Origin of the sequence: Micrococcus sp. KT16 (genome assembly GCF_003315015.1) — a bacterium.
Lineage (GTDB): Bacteria > Actinomycetota > Actinomycetes > Actinomycetales > Micrococcaceae > Micrococcus > Micrococcus luteus.
In genome coordinates, this window is the sequence record NZ_QNRG01000001.1 from 231,888 (window position 1) to 256,990 (window position 25,103).

General features: G+C 75.5%; 25 protein-coding genes and 2 tRNA genes. 12 read left to right on the forward strand and 15 right to left on the reverse strand.

Features of this window, described 5'->3' with window-relative positions; genetic code table 11:
• Window positions 1–30 precede the first annotated feature (30 nt).
• Entirely contained in the window at window positions 31–729 is a 699-nt protein-coding gene (locus tag DE149_RS01100) for a response regulator transcription factor (protein ID WP_070709279.1), read from the reverse strand.
• Entirely contained in the window at window positions 726–1,985 is a 1,260-nt protein-coding gene (locus DE149_RS01105) for an ATP-binding protein (protein WP_113913801.1), read from the reverse strand. Before DE149_RS01105 ends, DE149_RS01100 begins: the two co-directional genes overlap by 4 nt.
• Before the next feature lie 96 nt (window positions 1,986–2,081).
• On the opposite strand from DE149_RS01105, the gene DE149_RS01110 reads away from it, so the two are divergent.
• The 3 genes from DE149_RS01110 to DE149_RS01120 all read left to right on the forward strand — a co-directional run bounded on the left by DE149_RS01110 (window position 2,082) and on the right by DE149_RS01120 (window position 5,016).
• Window positions 2,082–3,146: a PspC domain-containing protein gene (locus DE149_RS01110; RefSeq protein ID WP_113913802.1), complete on the forward strand. Its 1,065-nt coding sequence runs from the start codon at window positions 2,082–2,084 to the stop codon at window positions 3,144–3,146.
• Window positions 3,147–3,235: 89 nt separating this feature from the next.
• Window positions 3,236–4,267, forward strand: a complete 1,032-nt coding sequence (locus DE149_RS01115; protein ID WP_036317733.1) for a 6-phosphofructokinase — start codon at window positions 3,236–3,238, stop codon at window positions 4,265–4,267.
• Complete coding sequence (locus DE149_RS01120) at window positions 4,264–5,016, forward strand: hypothetical protein (protein WP_113913803.1); 753 nt, start codon at window positions 4,264–4,266, stop codon at window positions 5,014–5,016. The genes DE149_RS01115 and DE149_RS01120 overlap by 4 nt, the downstream gene beginning before the upstream one ends.
• A 13-nt stretch (window positions 5,017–5,029) precedes the next feature.
• On the opposite strand, the gene DE149_RS01125 is transcribed toward DE149_RS01120, so the two are convergent.
• The 3 genes from DE149_RS01125 to DE149_RS01135 all read right to left on the reverse strand — a co-directional run bounded on the left by DE149_RS01125 (window position 5,030) and on the right by DE149_RS01135 (window position 7,885).
• On the reverse strand, window positions 5,030–6,226 hold the full coding sequence (locus DE149_RS01125; protein ID WP_098094564.1) for a folate-binding protein YgfZ: 1,197 nt from the start codon (window positions 6,224–6,226) through the stop codon (window positions 5,030–5,032).
• Window positions 6,223–6,891, reverse strand: a complete 669-nt coding sequence (locus DE149_RS01130) for an FABP family protein (RefSeq protein WP_113913804.1) — start codon at window positions 6,889–6,891, stop codon at window positions 6,223–6,225. The genes DE149_RS01125 and DE149_RS01130 overlap by 4 nt, the downstream gene beginning before the upstream one ends.
• 187 nt (window positions 6,892–7,078) lie before the next feature.
• Window positions 7,079–7,885 carry a hypothetical protein gene (locus DE149_RS01135; protein WP_233490682.1) on the reverse strand — a complete coding sequence of 269 codons (807 nt, stop codon included), beginning with the start codon at window positions 7,883–7,885 and terminating at the stop codon, window positions 7,079–7,081.
• Between the two features lie 101 nt (window positions 7,886–7,986).
• Here DE149_RS01135 and mshD point away from each other — a divergent pair, with 101 nt between their 5' ends.
• The 7 genes from mshD to asd all read left to right on the forward strand — a co-directional run bounded on the left by mshD (window position 7,987) and on the right by asd (window position 13,432).
• On the forward strand, window positions 7,987–8,940 hold the full coding sequence (gene mshD, locus DE149_RS01140; RefSeq protein WP_113913806.1) for a mycothiol synthase: 954 nt from the start codon (window positions 7,987–7,989) through the stop codon (window positions 8,938–8,940).
• Window positions 8,941–9,078: 138 nt separating this feature from the next.
• A complete protein-coding gene (locus DE149_RS01145) occupies window positions 9,079–10,089 on the forward strand; it encodes an NUDIX hydrolase (RefSeq protein ID WP_113913807.1) in 1,011 nt (336 codons plus the stop codon).
• A 75-nt stretch (window positions 10,090–10,164) separates the two neighbouring features.
• Window positions 10,165–10,521, forward strand: coding sequence for a GNAT family N-acetyltransferase (locus DE149_RS01150; protein WP_041103569.1), 357 nt, complete (start codon window positions 10,165–10,167; stop codon window positions 10,519–10,521).
• An 82-nt stretch (window positions 10,522–10,603) separates the two neighbouring features.
• Window positions 10,604–11,434 (forward strand): thymidylate synthase, encoded by an 831-nt coding sequence (locus DE149_RS01155; protein ID WP_036317717.1) that lies wholly within the window; start codon window positions 10,604–10,606, stop codon window positions 11,432–11,434.
• A gap of 22 nt (window positions 11,435–11,456) precedes the next feature.
• On the forward strand, window positions 11,457–12,017 hold the full coding sequence (locus tag DE149_RS01160) for a dihydrofolate reductase (RefSeq protein ID WP_044659551.1): 561 nt from the start codon (window positions 11,457–11,459) through the stop codon (window positions 12,015–12,017).
• 1 nt (window position 12,018) lies between these two features.
• On the forward strand, window positions 12,019–12,249 hold the full coding sequence (locus tag DE149_RS01165) for an NF038396 family protein (protein WP_070708542.1): 231 nt from the start codon (window positions 12,019–12,021) through the stop codon (window positions 12,247–12,249).
• A 10-nt stretch (window positions 12,250–12,259) separates the two neighbouring features.
• Entirely contained in the window at window positions 12,260–13,432 is a 1,173-nt protein-coding gene (asd, locus tag DE149_RS01170; RefSeq protein WP_049146263.1) for an aspartate-semialdehyde dehydrogenase, read from the forward strand.
• 228 nt (window positions 13,433–13,660) lie between these two features.
• On the opposite strand, the gene DE149_RS01175 is transcribed toward asd, so the two are convergent.
• The 7 genes from DE149_RS01175 to DE149_RS01205 form a co-directional block, all read right to left on the reverse strand.
• Window positions 13,661–14,860, reverse strand: a complete 1,200-nt coding sequence (locus DE149_RS01175; protein WP_078025941.1) for a UDP-N-acetylmuramate dehydrogenase — start codon at window positions 14,858–14,860, stop codon at window positions 13,661–13,663.
• Entirely contained in the window at window positions 14,857–15,348 is a 492-nt protein-coding gene (locus tag DE149_RS01180; RefSeq protein ID WP_078025942.1) for a MaoC/PaaZ C-terminal domain-containing protein, read from the reverse strand. The genes DE149_RS01175 and DE149_RS01180 overlap by 4 nt, the downstream gene beginning before the upstream one ends.
• Window positions 15,348–15,797, reverse strand: coding sequence for a MaoC family dehydratase N-terminal domain-containing protein (locus tag DE149_RS01185; protein WP_010080353.1), 450 nt, complete (start codon window positions 15,795–15,797; stop codon window positions 15,348–15,350). Before DE149_RS01185 ends, DE149_RS01180 begins: the two co-directional genes overlap by 1 nt.
• Window positions 15,798–15,837: 40 nt before the next feature.
• A complete protein-coding gene (locus DE149_RS01190) occupies window positions 15,838–16,131 on the reverse strand; it encodes a hypothetical protein (RefSeq protein ID WP_041103577.1) in 294 nt (97 codons plus the stop codon).
• Window positions 16,132–16,220: 89 nt separating this feature from the next.
• Window positions 16,221–16,294 (reverse strand) — tRNA-Met (locus tag DE149_RS01195).
• Window positions 16,295–16,354: 60 nt separating this feature from the next.
• Window positions 16,355–16,426: transfer RNA gene (locus DE149_RS01200), tRNA-Thr, on the reverse strand.
• A gap of 87 nt (window positions 16,427–16,513) precedes the next feature.
• Window positions 16,514–18,688: a DEAD/DEAH box helicase gene (locus tag DE149_RS01205; protein WP_113913808.1), complete on the reverse strand. Its 2,175-nt coding sequence runs from the start codon at window positions 18,686–18,688 to the stop codon at window positions 16,514–16,516.
• 309 nt (window positions 18,689–18,997) lie between these two features.
• Here DE149_RS01205 and DE149_RS01210 point away from each other — a divergent pair, with 309 nt between their 5' ends.
• Window positions 18,998–19,627, forward strand: a complete 630-nt coding sequence (locus DE149_RS01210; protein ID WP_041103579.1) for a hypothetical protein — start codon at window positions 18,998–19,000, stop codon at window positions 19,625–19,627.
• A gap of 40 nt (window positions 19,628–19,667) precedes the next feature.
• On the opposite strand, the gene DE149_RS01215 is transcribed toward DE149_RS01210, so the two are convergent.
• The 3 genes from DE149_RS01215 to DE149_RS01225 all read right to left on the reverse strand — a co-directional run bounded on the left by DE149_RS01215 (window position 19,668) and on the right by DE149_RS01225 (window position 23,829).
• Window positions 19,668–20,876, reverse strand: coding sequence for an amidohydrolase (locus DE149_RS01215; protein ID WP_070709897.1), 1,209 nt, complete (start codon window positions 20,874–20,876; stop codon window positions 19,668–19,670).
• A 66-nt stretch (window positions 20,877–20,942) separates the two neighbouring features.
• Window positions 20,943–22,202, reverse strand: coding sequence for a cystathionine gamma-synthase (locus tag DE149_RS01220; RefSeq protein ID WP_078025945.1), 1,260 nt, complete (start codon window positions 22,200–22,202; stop codon window positions 20,943–20,945).
• A 61-nt stretch (window positions 22,203–22,263) separates the two neighbouring features.
• Window positions 22,264–23,829, reverse strand: a complete 1,566-nt coding sequence (locus DE149_RS01225; protein ID WP_036317690.1) for a pyridoxal-phosphate dependent enzyme — start codon at window positions 23,827–23,829, stop codon at window positions 22,264–22,266.
• 162 nt (window positions 23,830–23,991) lie between these two features.
• On the opposite strand from DE149_RS01225, the gene DE149_RS01230 reads away from it, so the two are divergent.
• Window positions 23,992–25,020, forward strand: a complete 1,029-nt coding sequence (locus tag DE149_RS01230; RefSeq protein WP_060973447.1) for a DNA-3-methyladenine glycosylase — start codon at window positions 23,992–23,994, stop codon at window positions 25,018–25,020.
• Window positions 25,021–25,103 lie beyond the last annotated feature (83 nt).

Genomic DNA, 25,103 nt, shown 5'->3' on the forward strand with positions numbered 1-25,103 from the left:
TGAGCCCCGCGACACCGCGCGCCGCGGGGCTCAGGCGTATCCGCGGCGCGCGGCCCAGCGGGTCAGCTCGTGGCGGTTGGAGAGCTGGAGCTTGCGCAGCACGGAGGACACGTGGGTCTCGACCGTGCGGTCCGAGATGAACAGCTCCGCCCCGGCCTCCCGGTAGGTGTAGCCGCGGGCGATCAGCCGCATGACCTCCCGCTCCCGTGCCGAGAGCCGGTCGAGGTCCTCGTCGGGGGCCGCAGCCCCGCTCGTCGCCGCGGCGGGGACGAGCGGGGGCGCGGGCGCCGTGCCGCGGAAGGCGTCGAGGACGAACCCGGCCAGCCGGGACGAGAACACCGCGTCGCCGTCGGCCACGCGGACCGCCGCGTCCGCCACCTCCGCGCCGGAGGCCGTCTTGGTGATGTAGCCGCGGGCCCCCGCACGGATCACGGCGACGACGTCCTCGGCCGCGTCCGAGACGGACAGGGCCAGGAACCGCTGCGCGGGTCGGCGCGCGAGGACGCGTTCGGCCACCTCCGCTCCCCCGCCGCCGGCCCCGCCGGGCAGGTGCACGTCCAGCAGCACCACATCCGGCGCCACGTCCAGCACGGTGCGGACGGCCTCGTCCACGTCCCCGGCCTCGCCGACGATGGCCAGTCGGTCCGGGTCCAGGTCGGCGCGCAGGCCGGAGCGGAAGATCGCGTGGTCGTCCACGATGACGGCCGTGCGCGGGGCGGGGTCGGTCATGGGTGCTCCTGTCCGGTGCGCGCTCGCGCACCCTCGGGCTCGGTCAGGGTCAGGTGGACCTCGGTGCCGCCCGGGCCGGACCGGATGCGGGCGGTCCCGCCGGCACGCTCCATGCGGCCGAGGATCGACTCCCGCACGCCGAGCCGGTCGGCCGGGACCGTGTGCAGGTCGAAGCCGGGGCCGCGGTCCCGGACGAACACCTCCGCGACGGTGCGGCCGCGCTCGTCCTCACCGGCCTCCGCGAAGACCTGCGCGTCGCCGGCGTGCCGGGCCGCGTTCTGCATGGCCTCGCGCGCCGCGGCCGCGAGCGGCTCGAGCCACGCCCCCGCGGCCCGCCCCACGGCCACGACCTCCACCCGGGCCCCGTGGGCGTCCTCGACGGCGGCGGCGTGCTGTTCGAGCGCCTCCGCCAGGGAGTGCGGGCCGCCACGGGAGTCCAGGGCGAGGAACTGACGCAGCTCACGCTCCTGGGCGCGGGCCACCCGGGCCACCGCGTCCGCGTCCTGGGCGCGCCGCTGGATGAGGGCGAGGGACTGCAGCACCGAGTCGTGCAGGTGCGCCGCGATCTCGGCACGCTGGGCCTGCACCGCGAACGCGGTCCGCTCCGCGTCCCGTCGGCGCAGCCAGGCCAGGACGTAGGGCATGGCCACCAGCGCCGCGCCGGCGAGCATCGCGACGGCGGCCAGCAGAGCCCGCCACAGCTCGCCCGAGCTCACGGCGCCCAGGACGATGGCCAGCACCGCCAGCAGCACGAGGGCCGTGCCGAGCACGAGGCGGACCAGTCGTCCGCTCCGCCCGGCCCGGGACCCGCCCGCCAGGTCGAGCTGCATCCAGGCCAGGCCGAGGCCGATCACGAGGACGGCCACCGGGCCCACGAGCGCCCAGTCGACGGCGAGGCCGAGGCCGTCCGCGACGGTCAGCACGCCCACGCCGAGCACCACGGCGGCCAGCAGCACCGGCCAGCCGCCCTCGCGCACCCGCTCGAGCACCTCGGGGGCGCGACCACGCAGGGTGGGGGCGTCGGCGGCGGGGGCGCCGTCCGGACCCTCCTCCGGCATGAGCAGCCAGAGCCACACGTACAGGGCCAGGCCCGCGCCGCCCAGCAGGCTCAGCAGCGCCAGGGCCGCGCGGACGCGGCCGGCGGGCATCCCGAGGTGCCGGGCGAGCCCCGCGGCGACGCCGGACACCGGACGGTCGGCCCCGTGCCGCATCAACGGCGGACGCGGGGCCGGCGCGGGCGCGGACGGGGTGGACATGTCCCCATCCTGCCGCGTCGGACGGGACGGCACATCCGGGGAGGATTCCGGGAGTTCCCGGATGGGCGGGGACCGGAGGCGGACGAGAATGGAGACATGACGAGCACACACGACCCGTTCACCGGCCCCGGCCCCCACGTCGCCCCCGACGGAGCCGCCGCGGGCGAGACCGGCCCCGACGGACTGAACGCCCTGCCGGGCTGGCTGCGCCGCGCCGTCCTGAGCTGGGGCGTGCGCCGCTCGCCGGCCTCGTGGGTCGGCGGGGTGCTCGGCGGGGTGGCCGAGCGCTACCGCATCGACCCGCTGCTCGCCCGCGGCGTGTTCGTCGCCGTGTGCATGATCTCCGCGGGTCTGGGCCTGCTGGCCTACGCGGCCGCCTGGGCCGTGCTCCCCGACGCCGACGGACGCGTGCAGTTCGGCCGCCTGCGCCGCGGGGAGTGGCAGGACGCCACCGTGGCCATCGGCGTGATCGGGGCGATCGGCGCCCTCAACCTGCTGCTCGGCGCCGGGTTCACCCTCATCGCCCCGGCCGTGGGCGGCCCCGGCTCCCTCGTGGGCCTGGGCGCGCTGGCCGTGCTCGTCTGGTGGCTCGTGACCCGCTGGGACGGCCGGGCGCAGGCCCGCGTGGCCCCGGGCCGGGTCCCCGACGCCGACCAGCCCGCCCACGCCGTGCCGCGCCCGGCCTGGTACGTCGGCGGAGGTCCGCGCGAGCGGGCGGCCGAGGTCACCGACCCGCACGGCTTCCGCCCCGAGTGGATCGACCCCGCGACCGGCACCTGGCGCGACCACGTCCACTCCCGCGAGCGGCGAGCCGCGACGCGCCTGGCCGAGGAGGCCCCCCGGGCGGCCACCGCCCCGACCGGCTCGGGGTCCGCAGCCACGGCCGCGAAGCCGCGCCTCGGGCCGATCGCGCAGGCCGCCACCTACGCCGGGGCCGTCCTCGCCGCGCTCGCCGCCCTCGGGATCAGCCTGCTGCTCGGCGTCGGTCCGACCCCCACGCTGCTGGCGGTGCCCATGCTCGTCGCCGCGCTCGCGGTGATCGCCCCCGTCCTGCTGGGCGCTCTGCTCAGCGGCCGTCGTCCCGGCACCCTCGGCCCGGCGAGCGGCATCCTCGTGGGTGCGACGGCCCTCCAGGTCGCCGTCCTCGTGGCCCTCGGCTGACCCGCCGCCCGTCGCCCGTCCCCTGACGCGACGCGGCGGGCACGCCTAGGGTGGTGCCGACCCCCACGAGAACGCCCGAGAGGACCCCCATGCGCGTCGGAATGCTCACCTCCGGAGGCGACTGCCCCGGCCTCAACGCCGTCATCCGCTCCGCCGTCCTGCACGGCATCAAGTCGTACGACATGGAGATGGTGGGCATCCGCAACGGGTGGTCCGGCCTGATCGAGAAGGACGTCGAGGACCTGCCCCGCTCCCGCGTGCGCGGCCTGGCCCGCACCGGCGGCACCATCCTCGGCACCTCCCGCACGCACCCCTACAACGCGGAGGGCGGCGGCCCGGAGAACATGCTCCGCAACCTGCGCGAGCTGGACATCGACGCCGTCATCGCGATCGGCGGCGAGGGCACCCTGGCCGGCGCGAACCGCCTGGCCGCGGACGGGCTGCCGATCGTGGGCGTGCCCAAGACGATCGACAACGACCTGCAGGGCACCGACTACACGTTCGGCTTCGACACGGCCGTGCAGATCGCCACGGACGCCATGGACCGGCTGCGCACCACGGGCGAGTCCCACCACCGCTGCATGGTCGCCGAGGTCATGGGCCGCCACGTCGGCTGGATCGCCCTGCACTCGGGCATGGCCGCCGGCGCCCACGCGATCCTCATCCCCGAGGTCCGCACCCCGATGTCCCAGGTCGCCGAGTGGGTGCAGCAGGTCCACGACCGCGGTCGCTCCCCGCTGGTCGTGGTGGCGGAGGGCTTCGTCCCCGAGGGCCACGACGACCCGCTGGCCGAGGCCGGCGTCGAGGCGTCCGGCCGGCCGCGTCTGGGCGGCATCGGCGAGTGGGTGACCCGCGAGATCGAGGAGATGACGGGCATCGAGACGCGCAGCACCATCCTGGGCCACATCCAGCGCGGCGGCGCCCCCACCGCCACGGACCGCGTGCTCTCCACGCGCTTCGGCATGGGCGCCGTCGACCTCGTCGCCCAGCGCCGCTGGGGACAGATGGTGGCGGCCAACGGCACGGAGATCATCTCCATCCCCATGAGCGCCGCCCTCAAGGGCCTCAAGAAGGTGCCGGTCTCGCGCTACGACGAGGCGAAGATCCTGTTCGGCCGGTGAGACCCGACCACCCCGCCGTCGGCGTGCTGGCCCTCGGGCTGGCGCGTCGGCTCGGCCTGCCCGACCCCGCGCTGCTGCCCGGCGACGCCCCGGCGGCGGGCGCCGAGCCGCGCCGCATCGAGGTGGTCCGGCCGGATGGGGCCGAGGCGGAGGTGCTGGCCCTGCCCTGGGCCACCGTCGTGGCGGGGCCGGCGTGGTTCACGCGTGCCTGCCGCGGCGTGCCCGCCGAGGCGCTGGGCGTGGAGTCGGCCCTGCTGCGGACGGCGGTGCGGGCCGCCGCCGGGGAGGCGGTGCGCTCGCGTGGCGAGTTCACGCTCTACGCGACCGAGGAACCGCCGCCGGTCGACCCCTCGCGCACCGTCGCCGTGTCCGACGACCCCGACCACGTCCACGCCGTGGTCGCGCAGGCCCCCGCAGACGACGTGGCCGAGGCGGGTGTCCCCTCCTGGGAGTCCTCGGTCGCGCTCGTTCCCGACGACGGCGCGGGACGGGCGATCGAAGCCGCGGTGGCGGCGGCGGGGCATCGCGTGACGGGCGGCGTGCTGGCCTCGCTGGGCACCCTCACCCCACCGCGGCTGCGCGGTCGTGGGCTCGGCCGCTACGCGGTGGCCGTGGCGATGGACCGGGCGGCGCTGGAGGGGCTGCTGCCGTTCGCCGAGGTGCCGGCGGGCCACACAGCCGCGCACCACGTGGCGATCGCCGTCGGGCTGGAGGCGGCGGGCACGCGGACCGTCCTCGCGCTGGACTGAGCCGGCGAGTCGGTCAGCGCAGGCGGCCCACGCCGCGCGGTCGGCCGACGACCTGCCCGGCGTCCGGGGACACGAGCGGCTCCTGGCTCGCGGCGATCCAGCCGCCCTCGGCGGCACCGTCCTCGCCGGGAGCGTCCTCGCGGACCAGCAGCTCGGCGTCCACGGGCACCGTGCGCTTGAGCAGCGCCAGGGCGACGGCGCCCGCCTCATGGTGCTGGGCCGCGGCGGTGACCGTCCCCACCGGACGGGCGGCGGCGCGGGCCTCGGGCGTGTCCTCGGCCGGCCGGAGGATCACGGGGGCACCGTGCTCGGGGAGCGCGTGGACGGAGCCGTCCAGGAGCAGGCGGGTGAGGCGGCGGGGCGGGCGGCCCAGGTTGTGCACGCGCGCCACGGTCTCCTGACCGCGGTAGCAGCCCTTCTCGAGGTGCACGGCGGTGCGCAGCAGGTCCAGCTCGTGCGGGATCGCGCGGTCGTCCACGTCGAGGGCCCGGCGGGGGCGACCGGCCTCGATGCGCAGCGCCTCGGCCGCCGTCGTGCCCGCCAGGGACCAGCCCGCGAGCACGCCCGTGCCGAGCGCGCGGACGGTGGCCTCGAGGTCGGCCCGGGTGACGAGGTACTCGCGCCAGGACCAGTCCGCGCCCGGGTGGGTCGCCGGATCCGGATCGGCCGTGTAGGCCCAGCCGCCCGCCCCGACGCGCGGCCACGGGTCCAGCCACACGGTGCGGTCCTCCCAGCCGGGCACGGGCGCGGTGGCGCCCACGACGGCGACCGCCCCGGTGTGGTCCCGCAGCGTGACGTCGTGGGAGAAGCGCATCGAGGTGAGCCACGCGGCCAGGCCCGGGCCGTCCTCGCGGTCCGTGACGAGCCAGGCCGCGGTACCGTCCTCGAGCAGGTGGGCGGCGTGCTCGATCCGCCCCTGCACGTCGAGGAAGAGGATCTCGGTGCTCGTGCCGGGGGGCAGCGTCTCGACGTGCTGCGTGCCGAGCGTGTGCAGCCAGCTCAGCCGGTCCGGGCCGGACACGGAGAGCACGGCCCGGTGGGAGAGGTCGACCAGGGCGCGGCCCCGGGCGAGGGCGCGCTGCTCGGGCAGGGGGCGACCGTAGTGCGCGGCGACGCCGGCGTCCGGGCCGCGGCCCTCGACGGCGCCGCCGGCCGGCCCCTGCGGCTCGGCCACGGCCAGGTCCAGCAACGGGCTGCGGGAGGTCGTCACGACTGCTCCCCGCGAGCCCCGCGAGGACGCTCGGCCCCCGGGGCGAGCCGACCCTCGGCCGCGCTCGGCATGCGGTCCAGGATGGCGGAGGCGTGCGCCTGGAGCTCGGCACCCGCGGCGTCCGCGACGTCCCAGCGCCAGAACAGCTGCCCGTTCACGAGACCGGCCATGCGGGTGGCCCGGTGGTACGGGCCGGCGGCGGAGCCGCGCAGGATCGCCTCCGTGGCCAACTGCAGCTGCGGGCCCTTGATGCGGCCGTAGTACAGCTCGGACAGCGAGCCCGGATGCGTGATGGTGGCGGTCAGGCCGAAGCCCTCGTCGCCGGCGCGCAGCCGCTCGACGTCCTCGGCGGAGCGGAACGCGGGGACGATGTCCGCCGGGCGCATGCCGGGGCCGACGTCGCCGTCGCGCCGCTCCCGGTCCACCTGCCAGAAGCCGGACTCGACGGTCAGCGGACGCAGCAGCGTGCCGTCCGCCTCGCACAGCCACGATTCCGCGCGGTACTCCACGAACGGCAGACCGTGCTCGGTGAAGTCCACCCGCTGGTAGAAGATCTCGGTGTCGGCGGAGCCGTCGCCGAGGCGGCCCTGGCCCTCCCAGCTGCCGATGAGCCAGGACAGGGGGGCGAGCTCTGGGGTGAGGTCGTACGGGAGTTCAGTCGCCATGGCAGATCACGGCGCGGCCCGCCAGCGGGCCGCGCGTCCTCAGCGCTGGCCCTTGAAGAGGCCGTTGATGACGACCGCGGCGACGGCGGCCATGCCCAGGCCGGCCAGGACCACGAGGGCCAGGAAGAAGATCTCGAGCGCAAGAAGGGTATCCATGCGGGACATCCTACCGAGCGGGTCGGACCTGTCAGGCCAGGAAGCCCACCATGACGTGCGCCACGACGCCGGCCGCTCCCACGGGCGCCAACGCGAGGGCGTAGCCCGCCCGGCGCGGGCGCAGGGTGGTGCCCACCGGCCGGTCCTCGGGCCGCGGCCGCGACGACGGCGCCGTGGCGGCGGTCAGGGACACCAGCACGGCCACCGCGAGCGCCGCGGCCGTGACGGCCGGCCGGTCCCGGGCGCCCACGCCGGCCAGCGCGGAGACGGGCCACGCGAGCACCGTGCTGAGGGGGATGACCACGAGCGCCAGGACTCCCGGCCGGCCCTGCATCCACGGGGTGAGGCCGACGAGGGAGACCGCGGCCACCGTGACCGCCAGCGTGATGACCAGCCCGGCGACCGCGGGGGTGTCGCTCCAGCGTGAGACGGCCACCCAGCACGCTGTCACGACGGCCACGAACGCCCCGCCCATCGTGGCGACGGTGGACTCGAGGCGCAGCGGCCGGCCGGTCCCGCGCACCAGCTGGACGACGAACGAGGCCATGGTGCTCCAGGCGACGACGACGGCGAGCGGCTCGAAGAGCGTCCAGGCCCCGCTGTGGCCGTCCTCGAGCGGCGGCCACAGCAGCATGAGCAGCACCGCGGCGCCCCCGGCGACGGCCAGGGTGACGCTGAGCGAGAGGCGCGCGGGCGCCCCCATCTGCCGCGGCCAGCCCCAGGCGATGACCAGGATCACGACGGCGGCGGCGAGGGCGGCGGGGACCGGGCCCAGCAACGCGGCACCGCCCAGGACGAGGGCGGCGACGGCCGCACTCAGGGCCATGGACAAGCGCATCACCTGCCCCATCCTGCCAGGTGCGCACCGGCTCGGCCCTGGGCGGGCGACGGCGGGGCGCACCTCGCGGGCCACCGTCCTCCTTCCGTAGGGTGGCCGGCATGGCCGAACACCCCACCCCCACGACCTCCGACGCCGACGGCATGCCGCGCGTCGTCACCCCGCGCCCGGAGGAGGCGAGCGCCGTCCTGGACCTGGCCGACCGCGCCGGGGCGGCGGACGGTCATCCCCCGCTGTCGGACCAGACGCGCGTGCTGCTCGCCCGCGGCGGGCAGCTCTGGTGGGGGGCCACCCGGGGCCCGGACGGGGCGATCGACGGGGCGGCCGTGCTCGTGCCCGAGGGCACGGCGGCCGTGCTCGAGCTCGTCGTCGACCCGACCGCACGCCGCACCGGCCGGGGGACGGTCCTGGCCGACGCCGCGGCCGCCGCGGTCCGGGACCTGGCGCGGGAGGAGACCACGAGCGTCTGGGCCCACGGCATGCTCCCGGGGGCGGTCCGGCTCGCCCGGCGGCACGGCCTCGAGCCCGTCCGCGAGCTGCGCCGGATGCGCCTGTCGCACGCGGCGCTCGCGGCCCTGCCGGAGGTGCGGCTCGCCGACGGGGTGGCCCTGCGCGGCTTCGTCCCCGGCCAGGACGAGCAGGCCTGGCTGGACGTGAACGCCGCCGCCTTCGCGGACCACCCCGAACAGGGCAACCTGACCCGCGCCGACCTCGACGACCGCATGGCGGAGGACTGGTTCGACGCCGACGGCCTCCTGCTCGCCGCCCGCGAGGCGGACGGGCGGCTGCTCGGCTTCCACTGGACGAAGGTGGAGCCGGATGCCGGAGCCGACGGCCCGCGCGTCGGGGAGGTGTACGCCGTGGGCGTCTCCCCCGACGCCCAGGGCCTCGGCCTCGGCCGGGCCCTGACGCTGGCGGGGCTGCACCGGATGGCGGAACAGGGAGTCGACGTCGTGGACCTGTACGTGGACGCGGACAACACGGCCGCCGTCGCGCTCTACGCGTCCCTCGGCTTCGAGCTGTTCGCCGCCGACGCCCAGTACCGCCGCCCCTGAGACCCTCGGGCGGGGGCCGGCCGGGCACATCCCGGCGGCCTCGTATCCTGGTGAGGCCGGCCCCCGTGGGGTCGGCCACGCCCCGTGCCCTGCCCCAGCAGTCGTCGCGGCCGCCGCACCCCGAGAGGAACCCGCCCCATGCCCTCGTCCCACGCCGACCGCGTCGCCCGCTGGTCCACGGAGGACCGCGCCTCGGAAGGCCCCCGCGCCGAGGTGCTGGCCGCCGGCATGCTGCCGTGGCGCCGCGTGCCCGGCGGCCTCGAGGTGATGGTGATCCACCGGCCCCGCTACGACGACTGGTCGTGGCCCAAGGGCAAGCTCGATCCGGGTGAGACGCTGCCGGAGTGCGCGGTCCGCGAGCTGCGCGAGGAGGTCGGCCTGGAGCTGCGGCCGGGCATCCCGCTGTGCGTGACCGCGTACGAGGTGCCCGGCAAGCGGGGCGTACGTCAGAGCAAGGAGGTCTGGTACTGGGCCGCCGAGGTCGACGGCCAGCGCGCCCTCCCCGACGGCGACGAGGTGGACGAGGTCCGCTGGGTCGGGCCGGACGAGGCCCGGCGGCTGCTGACGAACGACTCGGATCACGAACCGCTCGACCTGCTGCTGCGTGCCGCCTCCCGGGGGCGCCTGCGGACCGTGCCGCTGCTGGTGCTGCGCCACGCCAAGGCCAAGCCCCGCTCCTCGTGGTCCCGCGCCGAGCAGGAGCGCCCGCTGGCGGCGACGGGCCGGCGGCAGGCGCTCGCCGTCGAGGGCCTCGTGTCGGCCTGGCGGCCGGAGCGGCTGGTCTCCTCCCCGTGGCGCCGCTGCGTGGAGACGCTGGCCCCGCTCGTGAAGTCCAGCCGGCTGCCGCTGAAGACCAAGGGCGCGTTCACGGAGACCACGGCCCGGGAGAAGCCCAAGAAGACCCGCAAGGTGATGGCCGAGCTCATGGGCCGCTCCCGGCCGCTGGTCGTGTGCACGCACCGGCCGGTGCTGCCGACCCTGTTCGAGGTGGTCGAGGACGCGGCCGCCGGCCAGGCGGACCGCGTGCTGCGGGCCCTGCCGACCGAGGATCCGTGGCTGCGGCCCGGCGCTGTGCTGGTGGCGCACCGCGCGCTCGACCTCGACGGCGACGTGGTGGCCGTCGAGGTCTACGACCCCTGGGACGACTGAGCCGCCCGCGCCGGCCTCGGCCCGCACGACCGGGCCACCGTTGAGCGGGCCCGCCCCCGGCCCTAGGCTCGGGTCATGGAGAACACCGCCGCCCAGAGCCAGCCCGAGAAGATCGTCCACGAGCGCCTCACGGTGACCCGGGACCCGGACCGTCAGCGCTTCGAGCTGCGCCAGGACGGGACCTTCATCGGGTTCCTCGGCTACGACCAGGAGACCGTGCGCGGCGCGGACGGCGAGGACACCGTGGTCCTGCGCCTGCAGCACACCATCATCGACGAGCAGTTTGGCCGCCGCGGTTATGCCCGCGCCCTCGTGACCATGGTCCTGGACCGGCTGCGCGCGGAGGGTGACCGGATCGTGCCCGAGTGCTCCTACGTGGAGGACTACCTGCGCCGCTACCCCGAGTACCAGGACATGGTCTTCCACGGCTGACCGGGGGCGGGGCCCTGCCCTGCCGGTACCCGCCTCCGCCGGGCCGTCGACGACGCTCAGCGCGTCCGCTCGGATCGCTAGAGTGGACCGGGTGAGCATCCCCACCCCCTACGAGGACCTCCTCGCCGACGTGATGGCCCACGGGGCCGTCAAGACGGACCGGACCGGCACGGGCACGCGCAGCGTGTTCGGCCGCCAGCTGCGCTTCGACCTGGCCGAGTCCTTCCCGCTGATCACGACCAAGCGCGTGCACTTCAAGTCGGTCGCGCTCGAGCTGCTGTGGTTCCTGCGCGGGGACTCGAACGTGCGGTGGCTCCAGGAGCGCGGCGTGCGGATCTGGAACGAGTGGGCGGACGAGGACGGCGAGCTCGGCCCCGTCTACGGCGTGCAGTGGCGCTCGTGGCCCACCCCGGACGGGGGCCACATCGACCAGATCGCCAAGGTCGTGGAGCAGATCCGGACGAACCCCGACTCGCGCCGGCACATCGTCACCGCGTGGAACCCCGCCGAGGTGGACGAGATGGCGTTGCCGCCGTGCCACGCGCTGTTCCAGTTCTACGTCTCCCCCGGTCAGGACGGCGCCCCCGGGCGGCTCTCATGCCAGCTCTACCAGCGCTCGGCGGACCTGTTCCTCGGCGTGCCGTTCAACATCGCCTCGTACGCGCTGCTCACGGTGATGGTCGCGCAGCAGACCGGGTTGACGCCCGGCGAGTTCGTGTGGACCGGCGGGGACGTGCACATCTACGCGAACCACGAGGAGCAGGTGCGCGAGCAGCTCTCCCGCGAGCCGTACCCGTACCCGCGGCTGCGGCTGCGGCGCACCCCCGCGTCGATCTTCGACTACGACTACGACGACTTCGAGGTCCTCGACTACCGTCACCACCCCACCATCACGGCGCCGATCGCCGTCTGAGCCGAGGATGCGCAGCGACCCCATGAGCCGGGCCACCCGTCCCACCGAGCCCGTGATCGCCATGATCTGGGCCCAGACCCCCGAGCGCGTCATCGGCCGCGACGGCACCATGCCGTGGCACGTCCCCGAGGACCTCGCCCACTTCCGGGCCCACACGCACGGCCACCCCGTGATCATGGGCCGGCGCACGTGGGAGTCGTTCCCGGCGCGCTTCCGCCCGCTGCCCGGGCGCACGAACATCGTGGTCTCCCGCACCCTGACGGCCACCGAGGAGGCCGGCGCGGAGCTGCGGGCCGCGGGCGCCGTCGTCGTGCCTGACTTCGGGGCGGCCCTGGCCGCCGCGGCCGAGGCCGACGGCTGTGACACCGTGTGGGTGATCGGCGGGGCGACGCTCTACGAGCAGGCCCTCGACGTGGCCTCGCGCGCCGAGGTGACCGTGATCGACGCCGACGTCGACGGCGACACGCACGCCCCGCTGCTCGACGCCCGCTGGCGGCGCACCGCCGTCGAGCCCGCCCCCGACGCGTGGCTGGACTCCGCCTCCGGCCCGCGCCACCGCTTCGAACGATGGGAACGCGACTGACATGGCCCCGACCGACTCCGACCAGCGTCTGCTCTCCCCGCAGGCGGTCTCGTTCCTCGCGCTCGTCGTCCTGCCCGTGCTGGCGTTCGTGTGCGCCGTGTTCGGGCTGATCCTCGTGCTGCAGGGCAAGACCATCGCCGGGCTGGTGTTCCTGCTCGTGCTGACCCAGGTGTTCGCCGTGGGCGGTCTCATCGCGTGGAACAAGCGGAAGCGCGCGCAGCAGGGCCGCTAGCCTGGAGGGCATGACTTCCGCTGCCCCCGCATCTGTGAACGCCCCCGACGCGGCCGCCGTGCCCACCGTGGGCCTGGTCGGCTGGCGCGGCATGGTGGGGTCCGTCCTCCTGCAGCGCATGGCCGAGGAGGGCGACTTCGCCCGTATCCATCCCGTCTTCTTCTCCACGTCCAACGCCGGCGGTCCCGCGCCCGTGCTCGAGGGCATGGCCGGTGACCCGGGCGTGCTCCAGGACGCGTACGACGTGGACGCGCTCAAGGCCCTGCCCGTGATCCTCACCGCGCAGGGCGGGGACTACACGCAGGCCGTGTACCCGAAGCTGCGCGCCGCCGGCTGGGACGGCATCTGGATCGACGCCGCCTCCACCCTGCGCATGGCGGACACCTCCGTGATCGCACTGGATCCCGTGAACCGCGGCGTGATCGACGCCGCCCTGGCGAACGGGACGAAGGACTTCATCGGCGGCAACTGCACCGTCTCCTGCATGCTCATGGGCCTCGGTGGCCTGTTCAAGGCGGGCCTGGTCGAGTGGGGCACCGCCATGACCTACCAGGCGGCCTCCGGCGGCGGTGCCCGGCACATGCGCGAGCTGCTCACCCAGTACGCCGAGCTGGGCGGCGCGGTGCGGGCCGAGCTGGCCGATCCGGCGTCGGCGATCCTCGAGATCGACCGCAAGGTGATCGAGCTGCAGCGCGACGGCCTGGACTCGACGCAGTTCGGCGTGCCGCTGGGCGGCTCGCTGATCCCCTGGATCGACTCCGACCTGGGCGACGGCGTCTCCCGCGAGGAGCGCAAGGCCTACGACGAGACCAACAAGGTGCTCGGACTGACCGGGGCGGACCGGATCCCGTTCGACTCGCTGTGCGTGCGGATCGGCGCGATGCGCTCCCACTCGCAGGCCCTCACCCTCAAGCTCACCCGGGACGTGCCGCTGGACGAGGTCGAGCAGATCATCGCCGCGGACAACGAGTGGGTGCAGGTGGTGCCGAACACCAAGGAGGCCACGGTCACCGACCTGACCCCGATCGCCGCGACCGGCACCCTGCAGATCCCCGTCGGCCGGCTGCGCAAGCTCAACATGGGTCCCGAGTACCTCTCGGCGTTCACCGTCGGCGACCAGCTGCTGTGGGGTGCGGCCGAGCCCGTGCGTCGCATGCTGATGATCGCCACCGGCAACCTCTGAGCCGCGACGCCGGCGCCGCGGCGCGCGCGGGGACCCGGCCCCGCACCGGACCCCGGACCCGGCTCCCGTTTTCGTTCGGGAAACGGCGGGTGTTCGGGCGTTGTCGTTCGGGAAACGGCGCCCGCGCCGCCAAGGCGCGCCGTTTCCCGAACGAAAGCACTCCTGGCGGCGCCGTTTCCCGAACGAAAGCACTCCTGGGGGCGCCGTTTCCCGAACGAAAGTGAGGGGTCAGAGGCTGGTGCCGATGATCATCGGCTCGGGGTGCAGCTCGACGCCGAAGCGTTCGCGCACGCCGTCGCGCACGGTGCGCGCGACCGTCAGGACGTCCTCGGTGGTCGCGTCGCCGCGGTTGGTCATGGCGAGGGTGTGCTTCGTGGACACCGACGCGCGGCCCCCGGCCAGGCCGGTGCCGTCGGCTCCGCGGCCGTCCGGCCCGCCCTCGCGGGGGGCGACCTCGGGCAGCCCGAAGCCCTTCGCGAAGCCCGCGCGATCGATCAGCCAGGCCGCCGAGAGCTTCACGAGCGGCGTCCCGTCCTCGGCCTGGCCGGCGGCGAACGCCGGGGCGCCGTCGGGCAGGGAGGCCCGCACGGACGCGGGCACGATCGGGTTCGTGAAGTAGCTGCCCGTGGACCACGTGTCCGGGTCCGCCGGATCGGACACCATCCCCTTGGCGGCGCGCAGGGCCAGCACCTCGCGGCGGACCACCGCGAGCGGGGCATGGGCGCCCTCCTCGACGTCGAGCGCGGCCGCCAGCTGCCCGTAGCGGACCGGCGCCGTCGGCTCGGCGTCGGAGGAGGCGCGACGCAGCCGCAGGTCGATCGAGAGCACGATCCACCGGGGACTCGGCGCGCCGGTCTCCAGCATGGAGCGCTTGATCACGGAGTCGCGGTAGCCGAAGCGCAGGTCCGCGGGCGTCAGCTCGACGACGTCGCCCGCCTCCCGGTCCCACGCGCGCAGGGCGACGAGCACCTGCGAGACGTCCGCGCCGTACGCGCCGACGTTCTGCACGGGCGTCGCGCCGGCCGAGCCCGGGATGCCCGAGAGCGCCTCGATCCCGCCGAGCCCGTGCGCCACGGTCCATGCGACGGCGTCGTCCCACGGGTGGCCCGCCGCGATCCGCACGACGACGGCCTCCCCCTCGTGGTCCGCGGACCGGGCCCCGTCGCCGGCGGGCGGCGTCTCGCCCTCGCCGGGCAGCGGCCCGTCCAGCACGTGGATGCCCTCGAAGGCCAGCCGCACGACGGTGCCGGGGAAGCCGGCGTCCGCCATGAGGGTGTTGGAACCGCCGCCGAGGACGAACAGGGGCTCGCCCGCCGCGTCGGCGGCGCGCACGGCCTCGATCGCCTCGGCCTCGGTGCGCGCGGTGACCCACGCGCGCGCAGGCCCGCCGACGCGGGTGGTGGTGTGGTCCGCCAGCCGCTCGCTCACGCGCTCTCCCCCGCGGGGTCGGCCAGACGGACCACGGCCTGCGCCTTGGTCAGCACGCGCGGCTTCGCCGCGTCCGGGTTGGTGACGTTCAGGTCGATCCGCACGGTCCCGGCGGCCTCGTCCACGGCGCCGACCGTGCCGACGACCTCGAGCGTGGCGCCGGGGACGGGCGCGCCGTCGTCGTCCGTGCGCCCCGTGGTGTCCGCGACGGGCACCATGCCGGTGAAGCGGGTCTGGTAGTCGACGACGGCGCCCGGGTCGCCCGCCCAGTCCGAGACGAGCTGCACGGCCGCGCCCATGGTGAGCATCCCGTGGGCGATGACGCCGGGCAGGCCGACGTGCTCGGCGAACGACGGGGACCAGTGGATCGGGTTGCGGTCGCCGGAGGCACCCGCGTAGGCCACGAGGTCGGCGCGGGTGAACGTGACGGTGCGCGTGCCGACCACCTCGCCCCGGGCGAGGTCGGACAGGCGGGGGGCGGTGCTCATCAGGACTCCTCTCCCCGGACCAGCAGGGTGGACGTGACGGTGGAGACGGCCGCGCCGTCCAGATCTGCGATCTCGGTGACGGTGGTGACCATGCGGTTGCCGCCGAGGGACTTCACGGCCTCGACCCGCACGGTCGCCACGACCTCGTCCCCGGCCACCAGCGGGCGGTGGTGGACGAAGCGCTCGTCCGCGTGGACCACGCGCGAGAAGTCGATGCCCAGCTCGGGATCGGCGACGACGGCGGCCTCGGCGCGCTGGGCGATGACGACGGCGAAGGTCGGGGGGGCGACCAGGTCGGCGTGTCCCAGGGCCCGGGCGGCCGCGACGTCGTGGTGCGCGGGATGCTGGGCCTGCACGGCCTCGGCGAAGCCGCGGACCGCCTCACGACCGACCTGGAAGGGGGGCGCGGGCGGATAGCTCCGCCCGGCGACGTCGGGGTTCACGCTCAACTCGGGCCTCCTGCGGGACGGTTCTCGACTGCCGTCCAGCCTAACGGCCGGGGCGCCGCTCCCCCTGCCGGCGGGCGGCCTGGCGGAAGCGCACGAGCTGAGCGGACAGGTGAACGGCGACGCCCGCGCCGAGCACGCCCAGGGCGGTCCCGGAGACGGCGAGGCGTCCGGTGGTGCCGCCGACGACCGCCAGCACGATGCCCACGAGGAACAGCGCGGAGCCGGTCAGCACGAGGGTCCGGTACAGCCGGGAGCCGTGCTCCCACGGGGAGACGAAGCCGCGGGGCGCGGCGGTGCCGCGGGTGGGCTGGTGGGCGGGGCGACGCGTGGACATGCCCGCCAGGCTACCGGGGCGACGGACGGGCCCCGGAACGCGAAAGGACCCGGCCCCTCCGAGGAGGTGACCGGGTCCGTCCGATTCCGTAGCGGCGGGGGGACTCGATCCCCCGACCTCACGATTATGAGTCGTGCGCTCTAACCAGCTGAGCTACGCCGCCACGACACGAGAACGCCCGCACTCACGGTTTTCACGCCGCGAGGGCGGGCTCTCATGTCAGAGCCCCGACCGGGAATCGATCCCGGGACCTCCATCTTACCAAGATGGCGCTCTACCACTGAGCTATCGGGGCAACGAGGTGAGACTCTACCAGGGCCCCGGGGCCGATGCAAAATCGGCCCCGGTCACGGCCTCCGGCGGGGTCGGCACCCCGGCGGAATCAGCGGCGGGCGCCCCGATCCGAGCGCTCCTGGGTGCCCCAGCGGGGCTTGCGGCCGCCGGGGCGTCCCCTGCGGTCGCCACGGAAGCTGCGGTCGTCCCGGTCCTTGCGGAAGCCGCCACGATCCTCGCGGGAGCCGCGGTCGTCCCGGTCCTTGCGGTACCCGCCGCGCTGGCCGCCGTCGCGGTCCCCGCGGAAGCCGCCGCGCTCGCCGCGCTCGCCGCGGTCCTTGCGGAAGCCGCCGCGGCGCTCACCGCGGTCCTCGCCGTCGCGCTCGGCGCGGGTCGGGCGGCCGGTGTCCTTGCGCAGGCCGAGGCGACGGCCGTTGATCTCGGCGTTGGCCGCGGCCTCGAGCTGGGCCGAGGTCAGGTCTGCCGGCAGCTCGACGAGCGAGTGGTTGCCACGCAGGTCGATCGCGCCGATGGCCGAGGCGGGCAGGCCCACCTCGTTCGCCAGCGCGCCCACGATGTTGCCCGGCCGCACACGGTCCTGGTGGCCGACGGCGATCCAGTACGTCACGTTGCCGGCCGCGGGCTCCCGGGCCGGGCCACGCGAGCCGCGGCCGTCACTCGTGCCGCGCTCACGGCCGCCGTCGCGCCCACCCTCGCGGCCGCCGTCGCGGTCCTTGCGGCCGCGGGCGCCGCCGAACGGGATCTCCTGCTCGCGGGCCAGCAGCGGGCGGCCGCCCTGGGCCATCATGCCCAGTGCGGCGGCCACGCGCGCCGGCTCGGCCTCGTGCTCGTCGACGTACGCGGCGACGATCTCGCCGAACACCGCCAGCTCCTCCTCCGAGGCGCGCTCGAGGGTGCGGGTGATGCCGTCGGCGAAGCGACGCTTGCGGGCCGCGTTGACGTCGGCGACGGAGGGCACGGCCATCTCCTCGACCTGCTGGCGGGTGGTCCGCTCGATCTGCTTGAGCAGGAAGCGCTCACGCGGGGTCATGAAGAGCACGGCGTCGCCCTGTCGGCCGGCGCGGCCGGTGCGGCCGATGCGGTGCACGTAGGACTCGGCGTCCTGCGGGATGTCGTAGTTGACCACGTGCGAGATGCGCTCGACGTCCAGGCCGCGGGCGGCGACGTCGGTGGCCACGAGGATGTCCACGCGGCCGGCCTTCAGGTCCTCCACGGTCTTCTCGCGCTGCTTCTGGGCGATGTCGCCGGAGATGGCCACGGCCTTGAACCCGGCGCGCGTGAGCTTCTGGGCGAGCTCCTCGGTGCCGGCACGGGTGCGCACGAAGGCGATGACGCCGTCGTGCTCCTCGGTCTCGAGGATCCGGCTCAGGGCCTCGAACTTCCACTGGTGGCCCACCTGCAGGTAGCGCTGGCGGATCGTGGCGGACGTCGTCGACTGACGGGCGACGGCCACCTCCTCCGGGGCGTTCAGGTACTGGGCGGAGATGCGACGGATGGCCGGGGGCATGGTGGCGGAGAACAGGGCGGTCTGCTTCGTGTCCGGGGTGGAGGCGAGGATGCGGTCCACCTCCTCCGCGAAGCCCATGCGCAGCATCTCGTCCGCCTCGTCCAGCACGAGGGTCTGCAGGTCGGAGAGGTCCAGCGAGCCGCGCTCGAGGTGGTCGATCACGCGGCCCGGCGTGCCGACGACGACCTGCGCACCCCGACGCAGTCCGGCCAGCTGCGGGCCGTACGGGGAGCCGCCGTAGACGGCGAGCACGGAGACGTCGTCGAGGTGCTTGGCGTAGCTGTCGAAGGCGTCGGCCACTTGGAGGGCGAGCTCGCGGGTCGGGGCGAGGACGAGCACCTGCGGGGTGTCCGCGCGCCCGGTCACGTCCGTGGTCTCGGCGAGGCGGGACAGGGCCGGCAGCGCGAACGCGCCGGTCTTGCCGGTGCCGGTCTGGGCCAGGCCCACGACGTCGCGGCCGTCCAGCAGCAGCGGGATGGTCGCCTCCTGGATCGGCGAGGGGCGGGTGTAGCCCAGGTCCTCGACGGCGGCCAGCACGCGGGCGTCCAGGCCGAGGTCCAGGAAGGTGGGGCCGGCGGGCTCGGCCGGGGCCTCGGGGGCGGCGGGCTCGGCGGCGTCGACCTGCGGGACGGTCCCGGTGGCCTCCAGCTCCGCCCCGGCGAGCTCGGGGGCGACGGTCTCGGCCTCGGGGGCGGTCTCCACGGGCGCGGCGGTCGGGGCCTCGGCGGTGGTCTGGGGATCGAGGATGTCGGACATGGGTCCTCCTGTGGGGATGCGCGGGCGCACGCCGGAGGACGTCGGTCGCGGGTCGACGTCGTGGGGCGCAGGGGCCAGCTGGGTCAGATGATTCCGTCCACCCGGCAGCCCCCGAGGGCCACGACGTTCGTGGCCCGCACACACATCTGCACAGACATCTGCAGTCCGGCGTGGCACACGCGTCCACGCTCACTCATCACAGGGGGAGAGACCGGATCCGGTCCGCCCAGTCTACGCCACCGGACCCCGGGCCGGGCTGTGCCCTCGGACACCCCGGTCGCTCACCGGCCGGGACGATAGGCTCGGCACGTGCCCCAGAACAGCGAAGACCGCCCCCTCGCCCGCGGACTCGGCCGGGCCGCCGGCCGCGCCGCCCAGTCCTTCCGGGAGAGTCAGCGGGCCGACGACGCACGGCTGCGCGCCGTGCGCGCCCGCCTCACCGCCGAGGACGAGGAGCGCCTGGAACGGCGCCGCGCGGACCGCGAGCGCGACCTGGCCGAGCGGGACGCGGCCGAGTCCGACGCCGGCCTCGTCCACCCGCTCCTGAAGGTCGCGCGCATCTACTGGCTCGCGGTCACCGTGGTGCTGGTCGGCATCGCGGGCGCGTTCATCTGGAACGGGGCCCGCGCACAGGACAGCGGCGAGCCCGTCATCGATCCGCTCACCGGCATGGAGTCGGTGGGCGTGCTGGGCGGCGCGACGGGGCAGTTCACGATGGGCACCGCCGTCGGCCTGCTGGCCGCGGCGTCCCTGTGGGGCTGGATCGGTCTGCTGCGCCGCCGTCGCTCGGCGATCGGGACCCTGACGTTCATCGCCGTCCTGCTGGCCGCCCCCGCGTTCCTGCGGGCCAACGGCCTGCTGATCATCCTCGCCGTCGTGATGCTCCTGGGCGCCGCGCTCGTCTGGCTGCCACCCGTGCGCTCGCGCCTGCGGCGCTGAACCCGCGCGTCCCGCCCACGCCGCCGGGCGGCGGCGCCGCTCAGTCCTCCGCGGGACGGGCGGAGGCGACGACGGGCCGGGCCGTGGCGAGGTCGTACTCCATGACCTGACGGCCGCCGATCCACACGCTCAGGGCCCGCTGCATGACATCGAGCGGGTCGCCGGACCAGAGCACGAGGTCGGCGTCCTTGCCCACCTCGAGGGAGCCGATGCGGTCGTCCAACCCCAGCACGCGCGCGGGATGGAGGGTGATGGCGCGCAGAGCGGTCTCCCGGTCCAGGCCCTCCTTCACCGACAGCGCGGCCTGGTAGACGAGGAAGTCGATGGGCACCACCGGGTGGTCGGTGATGATGCTGATCTCGACGCCGGCCCGCGCCAGACGCCCCGGGTTGCGCATCGAGCGACCCCGCAGCTCCGGCTTGGACTTGGTGGTGAACAGCGGGCCGATCAGCACCGGCACGCCGCGGGCCGCGAGCTGGTCGGCCAGCGGGTGCGCCTCGGTGCCGTGGTCCAGGACGAGGTCGTAGCCGAACTCGTCGGCCAGGCGCAGGGCGGTGGCGACGTCGTCGGTGCGGTGGCAGTGCTGGCGCCAGGGGATCGTGCGCTCCAGGACGAGGGCGAGGGCGTCGAGGTGGGGGTCGCGGGTGAAGGGCTTGTCCTCGCGTTCGGCCTCCGCGCGGCGGGCCATGTAGCCCTGCGCCCGCAGGAACGCCTCGCGGATCACGAGGGCGGTGCCCAGCCGCGTGGACGGGGTGCGGCCCTTCTCCTTGTAGACGTTCTTGGGGTTCTCGCCGAGGGCGGACTTCACGCCCGAGGGACTGCGCAGCACCATCTCGTCCACGGTGCGTCCGTGGGTGTGCAGCGCCACCGCCTGGCCGCCGATCGGGTTGCCCGAGCCGGGGTTGACGTTCACGGTGGTCACCCCGCCGGCCAGGGCGTCCTTCCAGCCCGGCTCGTTCGGGTCGACGGCGTCGATCGCCCGCACCCCGGCCATCACCGGGTCCGTCATCTCGTTGACGTCCGCGGTCGCCCCGACCTCGCCCTCGGCGTGCATGCCGAGGTGGACGTGGGCATCCACGAAGCCGGGCAGCAGCCAGCGGCCCTCGCAGTCCACGACGTCGGCGCCGTCGGGTGCCTGGACGTCGGGGCCGAGCGCGGTGATCCGGCCGTCCTCGACGAGCAGGGCGCCGTCGAACGGCTCGGCGGCGACGGGGACGACGTGGGCGTTGACGAAGGCGGTGAGGGTCATGCCCGTCACACTACGCCGCCCCGTGCTCCCCACCCGTGCGCTAGACCTCTGGCGGACGTCGGCGGGTCAGAGGCTGCCCAGAGCCCGCTCCAGGTCCGCCACGAGGTCCTCGGCGTCCTCGATGCCCACCGACAGGCGCAGCAGGTCGTCCGGCACGGCCAGCTCCGTGCCGGCCACGGACGCGTGGGTCATCTCCGCCGGGTAGTTCATCAGCGACTCGATGCCGCCCAGGGACTCGGCGAGCTGGAACAGGCGGGTCGACTCGGCCACGCGGCGGGCCGCCGCGGCGCCGCCGGACAGGCGCAGCGAGACCATGCCGCCGAAACCGCGCATCTGCCGCTGCGCGAGCTCATGGCCGGGGTGGTCCGGCAGCCCCGGGTAGAGCACCTGGGAGACCTCGGCGCGGCCGGTGAGCCACTCGGCGACCGCCTGGGCGTTGGCCTGGTGACGGTCCATGCGCACCCCGAGCGTCTTGAGGCCGCGCGTGGTCAGGTACGCGTCCATGGGCCCGTTCACGGCCCCCGCCGCGAACTGCTGGAACTTCACCTGCTCGGCGAGTGCGGCGTCCGGGATCACGAGCGCCCCGCCGATCACGTCCGAGTGGCCGCCGATGTACTTCGTGGTGGAGTGCACCACCACGTCCGCGCCGAGGGCGATCGGGGACTGCAGGTACGGCGTCGCGAAGGTGTTGTCCACCACGAGCAGGGCGCCGTGCGCGTGGGCCGCCTCGGCGACCGCGGCGACGTCGGAGATCTTCATCATCGGGTTCGACGGGGTCTCCAGCCACACCATGACCGGCCCCGCGGCGGCGGCGCGCTCGACGGCGGCGGCGACCTGCTCGGCGTCCCCCATGTCCACGACGACGTGCTCCACGCCCCACGGGGCGAGCACGCGGGAGATGAGGCGGTAGGAGCCGCCGTACACGTCGTTGCCGAGCACGATCGTCATGCCCGGCCGGCCCGCGCCCATGATCAGCGCGGTCTCCGCGGCCAGGCCGGAGGCGAACGTGAGGCCGGTGGCCCGGGGGGCGCCGGACTCGTCGACGCCGGCCTCGAGCGCGGCCAGCTGCTCCTGCAGCGCGTCCCGGGTGGGGTTGGTGCCGCGGCCGTAGTCGTAGCCGCGCCGCAGCTCGCCGACGGCCGTGGGCGCGTAGGTGCTCGAGAGGTGGATCGGCGGGACGACGGCGCCGAACACCTCGTCCAGGTGCTGGCCCGCGTGCACGGCGCGCGTGCCGAAGCCTCCCCCCTGGGGGTGGGCGGCGGCGTCTTCGGCGCCGGTGTCGGGGGTGGTGGCGTGCGGGTCCTCGTGGACGTTCTGCTCGGTCATCTCGGGAGCCTCCTCGGAGAGATCGGGTCGGGTGGGGCGGGCGCGGCCGGTGCGGCCGGCCTCAGGCGGTGACGTGGGCGAGGACGTCGTGCAGGGTGACGACGCCCTGGACGCGGCCGGCCTCGAGCACCAGCAGCACGGGGTCCTGGGCGAGGCGCCGGGCCACGGCGCGCAGCGGGGTGCGCGCCCCCAGGCAGGGCAGCACGGGGCCCATGACGTCGGCCACGGGGGTCTGCGCGGTGGCCCGCCCCTCGGCGAGGGCGTCCGCGAGCGCGGCGGAGGAGACGGTGCCGCGGACCTCGCCGATCCGCAGGTCGTGCCGGGGCTCGAGGATCACGGGCAGGGCGTCGACGCCGTACCGGTTCATGGTCGCCACGGCGTCCGCCACCGAGGTGGTCGGGGCCGCGGTGACGAGGGTGGGCACGGAGCCCGGGAACAGGTCGGCCTTCTCGGTCAGCAGCTCCCCCGCCGTCGCGGACCAGCGGTCGGCCTCGGCGGGGGCGCCCGCGCGGGTCGCCGGCTCGGCGTCGGCGTGCTCGAGCACCTCGACGGGCGTGCCGGCCCCGCCGGCGGCCCCCGTGGCGCCGTCGTCGTCCATCTGCGGGACCGCCGAGCGGGTGCGCCCGCGCGCCCACGCCGGCAGCACGGTCTCGCGGACGTCGTAGTCGAAGCCGCGCTCGTCCATCCACGGGTCGTTGAAGATCTTGGCGAGGTAGCCGCGGCCCGAGTCGGGCAGCACGATCACCATGACGTCCTCCGGGCCGAGCTCGCGGGCGGCGCGCAGGCCGGCGACGACGGCCAGACCGGAGGAGCCGCCCACGAGCAGGCCCTCCTCGGCGGCGAGGCGGCGGGTCATGGCCAGGGCCTCGGCGTCCTCGACGGCGATGACCTCGTCCGGGACCGCGGGGTCGTAGTTGTCCACCCACATGTCCTCGCCGACACCCTCGACGAAGTAGGGCCGGCCGGCGCCGCCGGAGTACACCGAGCCGCTGGGGTCCGCGCCGATCACGCGGACCGGACCGGACGGGCGGTCCGCCGAGACCTCCTTGAGGTAGCGGCCGGTGCCCGTGATGGTGCCGCCCGTGCCGGCGCCCATCACGACGTGGGTGACGCGGCCGGCCGTGTCCTCCCAGATCTCGGGGCCGGTGGTCTCGTAGTGGGAGGCCGGGGCGGCGGGGTTGAAGAACTGGTTGGGCTGATAGGCCCCGGGGATCTCCCGCACGAGGCGGTCGGCGACCCCGTAGTAGGACTCCTCGGACGTCGGGTCCACGGCGGTGGGCGTGACGACGAGCTCGGCGCCGTACGCGCTGAGCACGTCCCGCTTCTCCTGACCCACCTTGTCCGGGGTGACGAACACGGTGCGGTAGCCCTTGAGCTGCGAGACCAGGGCCAGCCCCACGCCCGTGTTGCCCGAGGTGGGCTCCACGACGGTGCCGCCCGGGCCGAGCAGGCCCTCGCGCTCGGCCTCCTCGATCATCTTCAGCGCGATGCGGTCCTTCACGGAGCCGCCGGGGTTCAGGTACTCGACCTTCACCAGGACGGTGGCCTCGATGCCCTCCGTCACGGAGTGCAGCTTCACGAGCGGGGTGTGCCCGATCAGCTCGAGGACGTTCTCGGCGTACTGCATGGGCTGCGCAGGGGTGGGCGCGGGGGTCTTTTCACTCACGCACCCCACGCTACGCCAGGGGCCGGACGCCGAAGGAGGGCTCCGGACACGCGGGGCAACGCCCGGCGTGCGCGCCGTCACGGCCGACGTCGTCCTGTCCGGGCCCGGGTGTACGGTGCGGGCATGACCGCCCCGGACGCCGAGCGCCGCGTGCGCGTGCCCGTCCCCGTGGACGTCGCGCTCACCCTGCGCCCCCTGCAGCGCGGTGCGGCCGACCCCACGGTCCGCGCCACACCGCAGGGCGTCTGGCTCACTCTGCGCTCCCCCGCCCCGGACGTGGCGTCGGACGGCCCGGGCCGGCCGACGTCGTTGCTGGTCTCCGGCGTCCGGGAGGCCGCAGGGGGCGGCACCGCGGTGACGGCCCGCGCGTGGGGCGCGGGCGCGAGCGCCGCCGTCGCCGGCGTGGAACGCCTGCTCGGCCTGCACGACGACGGCTGGGACGCCTTCGACGCCCTGCTGCGGCCGGACTCCGGCGCGCCCGCGCTGCCGCCGCACGTGCGCGAGGCGCGGCGGATGCGGGCCGGGCTGCGGCTGCCGGCGGCGGGCGCGCTGTCCCGGCAGCTGCTCACCGCCGTGCTCGAGCAGAAGGTCACCCACGACCAGGCGCGGCACGGCTGGCGCACCCTCGTGCGGCTGGCCGCCCGGATCGACGACGACGGGCCCGCCCCCGGCCCGGTGCCGCCGGGGATGCTGCCGCCGCCGACCCCGGCCGCCGTCCTGCGGATCCCCTCGTGGGACTGGCATGCGCGGGCCTGGGTGCAGCCCTCCCAGTCGCGGACCATGCTGGAGGTCGCCCGGCGGGCCGCGAGCATCGACCGGCTCGGCGACGCGGTCGCCCCCGGGGACACGGCCGGGGTGGCCGCGCTGGCCCGGCGCCTGGAGTCGGTGCCCGGGATCGGGCCGTGGACCACGGCCGAGGCGCTGCAGCGCAGCCACGGGGCGGCGGACCTCGTCTCCGTGGGCGACTACCACCTGGCGCAGTACGTGGGGCAGGTCCTCACGGGACGCCGGACCGACGACGCCGGGATGCTCCGCCTGCTCGCGCCATGGGCCGGGCACCGGCAGCGGGTGGTGCGGATGATCGGGCTCTCCGGAGAGCGCAAGCAGGCGTTCGGGCCCAAGCTCGCCCCGGCCGACCACCGCGCCCACTGACGCGACGCCGGGCCGGCCGAGGCCGTGCCGGCGCGTCCGCGCGACCCCTCCGCTCCTGCACAGGCCGCTGCTCCCGGCGTGTC

Coding starts and splice junctions, on each gene's coding strand:
- DE149_RS01205 (WP_113913808.1), bottom strand. CDS start 18,688: ATGTCCGACATCCTCGATCCCCAGACCACCGCCGAGGCCCCGACCGCC.
- mshD (WP_113913806.1), top strand. CDS start 7,987: ATGGCCGAACACCCCACCCCCACGACCTCCGACGCCGACGGCATGCCG.
- DE149_RS01220 (WP_078025945.1), bottom strand. CDS start 22,202: ATGACCGAGCAGAACGTCCACGAGGACCCGCACGCCACCACCCCCGAC.
- DE149_RS01110 (WP_113913802.1), top strand. CDS start 2,082: ATGACGAGCACACACGACCCGTTCACCGGCCCCGGCCCCCACGTCGCC.
- DE149_RS01230 (WP_060973447.1), top strand. CDS start 23,992: ATGACCGCCCCGGACGCCGAGCGCCGCGTGCGCGTGCCCGTCCCCGTG.
- DE149_RS01180 (WP_078025942.1), bottom strand. CDS start 15,348: ATGAGCACCGCCCCCCGCCTGTCCGACCTCGCCCGGGGCGAGGTGGTC.
- DE149_RS01150 (WP_041103569.1), top strand. CDS start 10,165: ATGGAGAACACCGCCGCCCAGAGCCAGCCCGAGAAGATCGTCCACGAG.
- DE149_RS01225 (WP_036317690.1), bottom strand. CDS start 23,829: ATGCAGTACGCCGAGAACGTCCTCGAGCTGATCGGGCACACCCCGCTC.
- DE149_RS01100 (WP_070709279.1), bottom strand. CDS start 729: ATGACCGACCCCGCCCCGCGCACGGCCGTCATCGTGGACGACCACGCG.
- DE149_RS01215 (WP_070709897.1), bottom strand. CDS start 20,876: ATGACCCTCACCGCCTTCGTCAACGCCCACGTCGTCCCCGTCGCCGCC.
- DE149_RS01115 (WP_036317733.1), top strand. CDS start 3,236: ATGCGCGTCGGAATGCTCACCTCCGGAGGCGACTGCCCCGGCCTCAAC.
- DE149_RS01165 (WP_070708542.1), top strand. CDS start 12,019: ATGGCCCCGACCGACTCCGACCAGCGTCTGCTCTCCCCGCAGGCGGTC.
- DE149_RS01160 (WP_044659551.1), top strand. CDS start 11,457: ATGAGCCGGGCCACCCGTCCCACCGAGCCCGTGATCGCCATGATCTGG.
- DE149_RS01135 (WP_233490682.1), bottom strand. CDS start 7,885: ATGCGCTTGTCCATGGCCCTGAGTGCGGCCGTCGCCGCCCTCGTCCTG.
- DE149_RS01130 (WP_113913804.1), bottom strand. CDS start 6,891: ATGGCGACTGAACTCCCGTACGACCTCACCCCAGAGCTCGCCCCCCTG.
- DE149_RS01190 (WP_041103577.1), bottom strand. CDS start 16,131: ATGTCCACGCGTCGCCCCGCCCACCAGCCCACCCGCGGCACCGCCGCG.
- DE149_RS01145 (WP_113913807.1), top strand. CDS start 9,079: ATGCCCTCGTCCCACGCCGACCGCGTCGCCCGCTGGTCCACGGAGGAC.
- DE149_RS01105 (WP_113913801.1), bottom strand. CDS start 1,985: ATGTCCACCCCGTCCGCGCCCGCGCCGGCCCCGCGTCCGCCGTTGATG.
- asd (WP_049146263.1), top strand. CDS start 12,260: ATGACTTCCGCTGCCCCCGCATCTGTGAACGCCCCCGACGCGGCCGCC.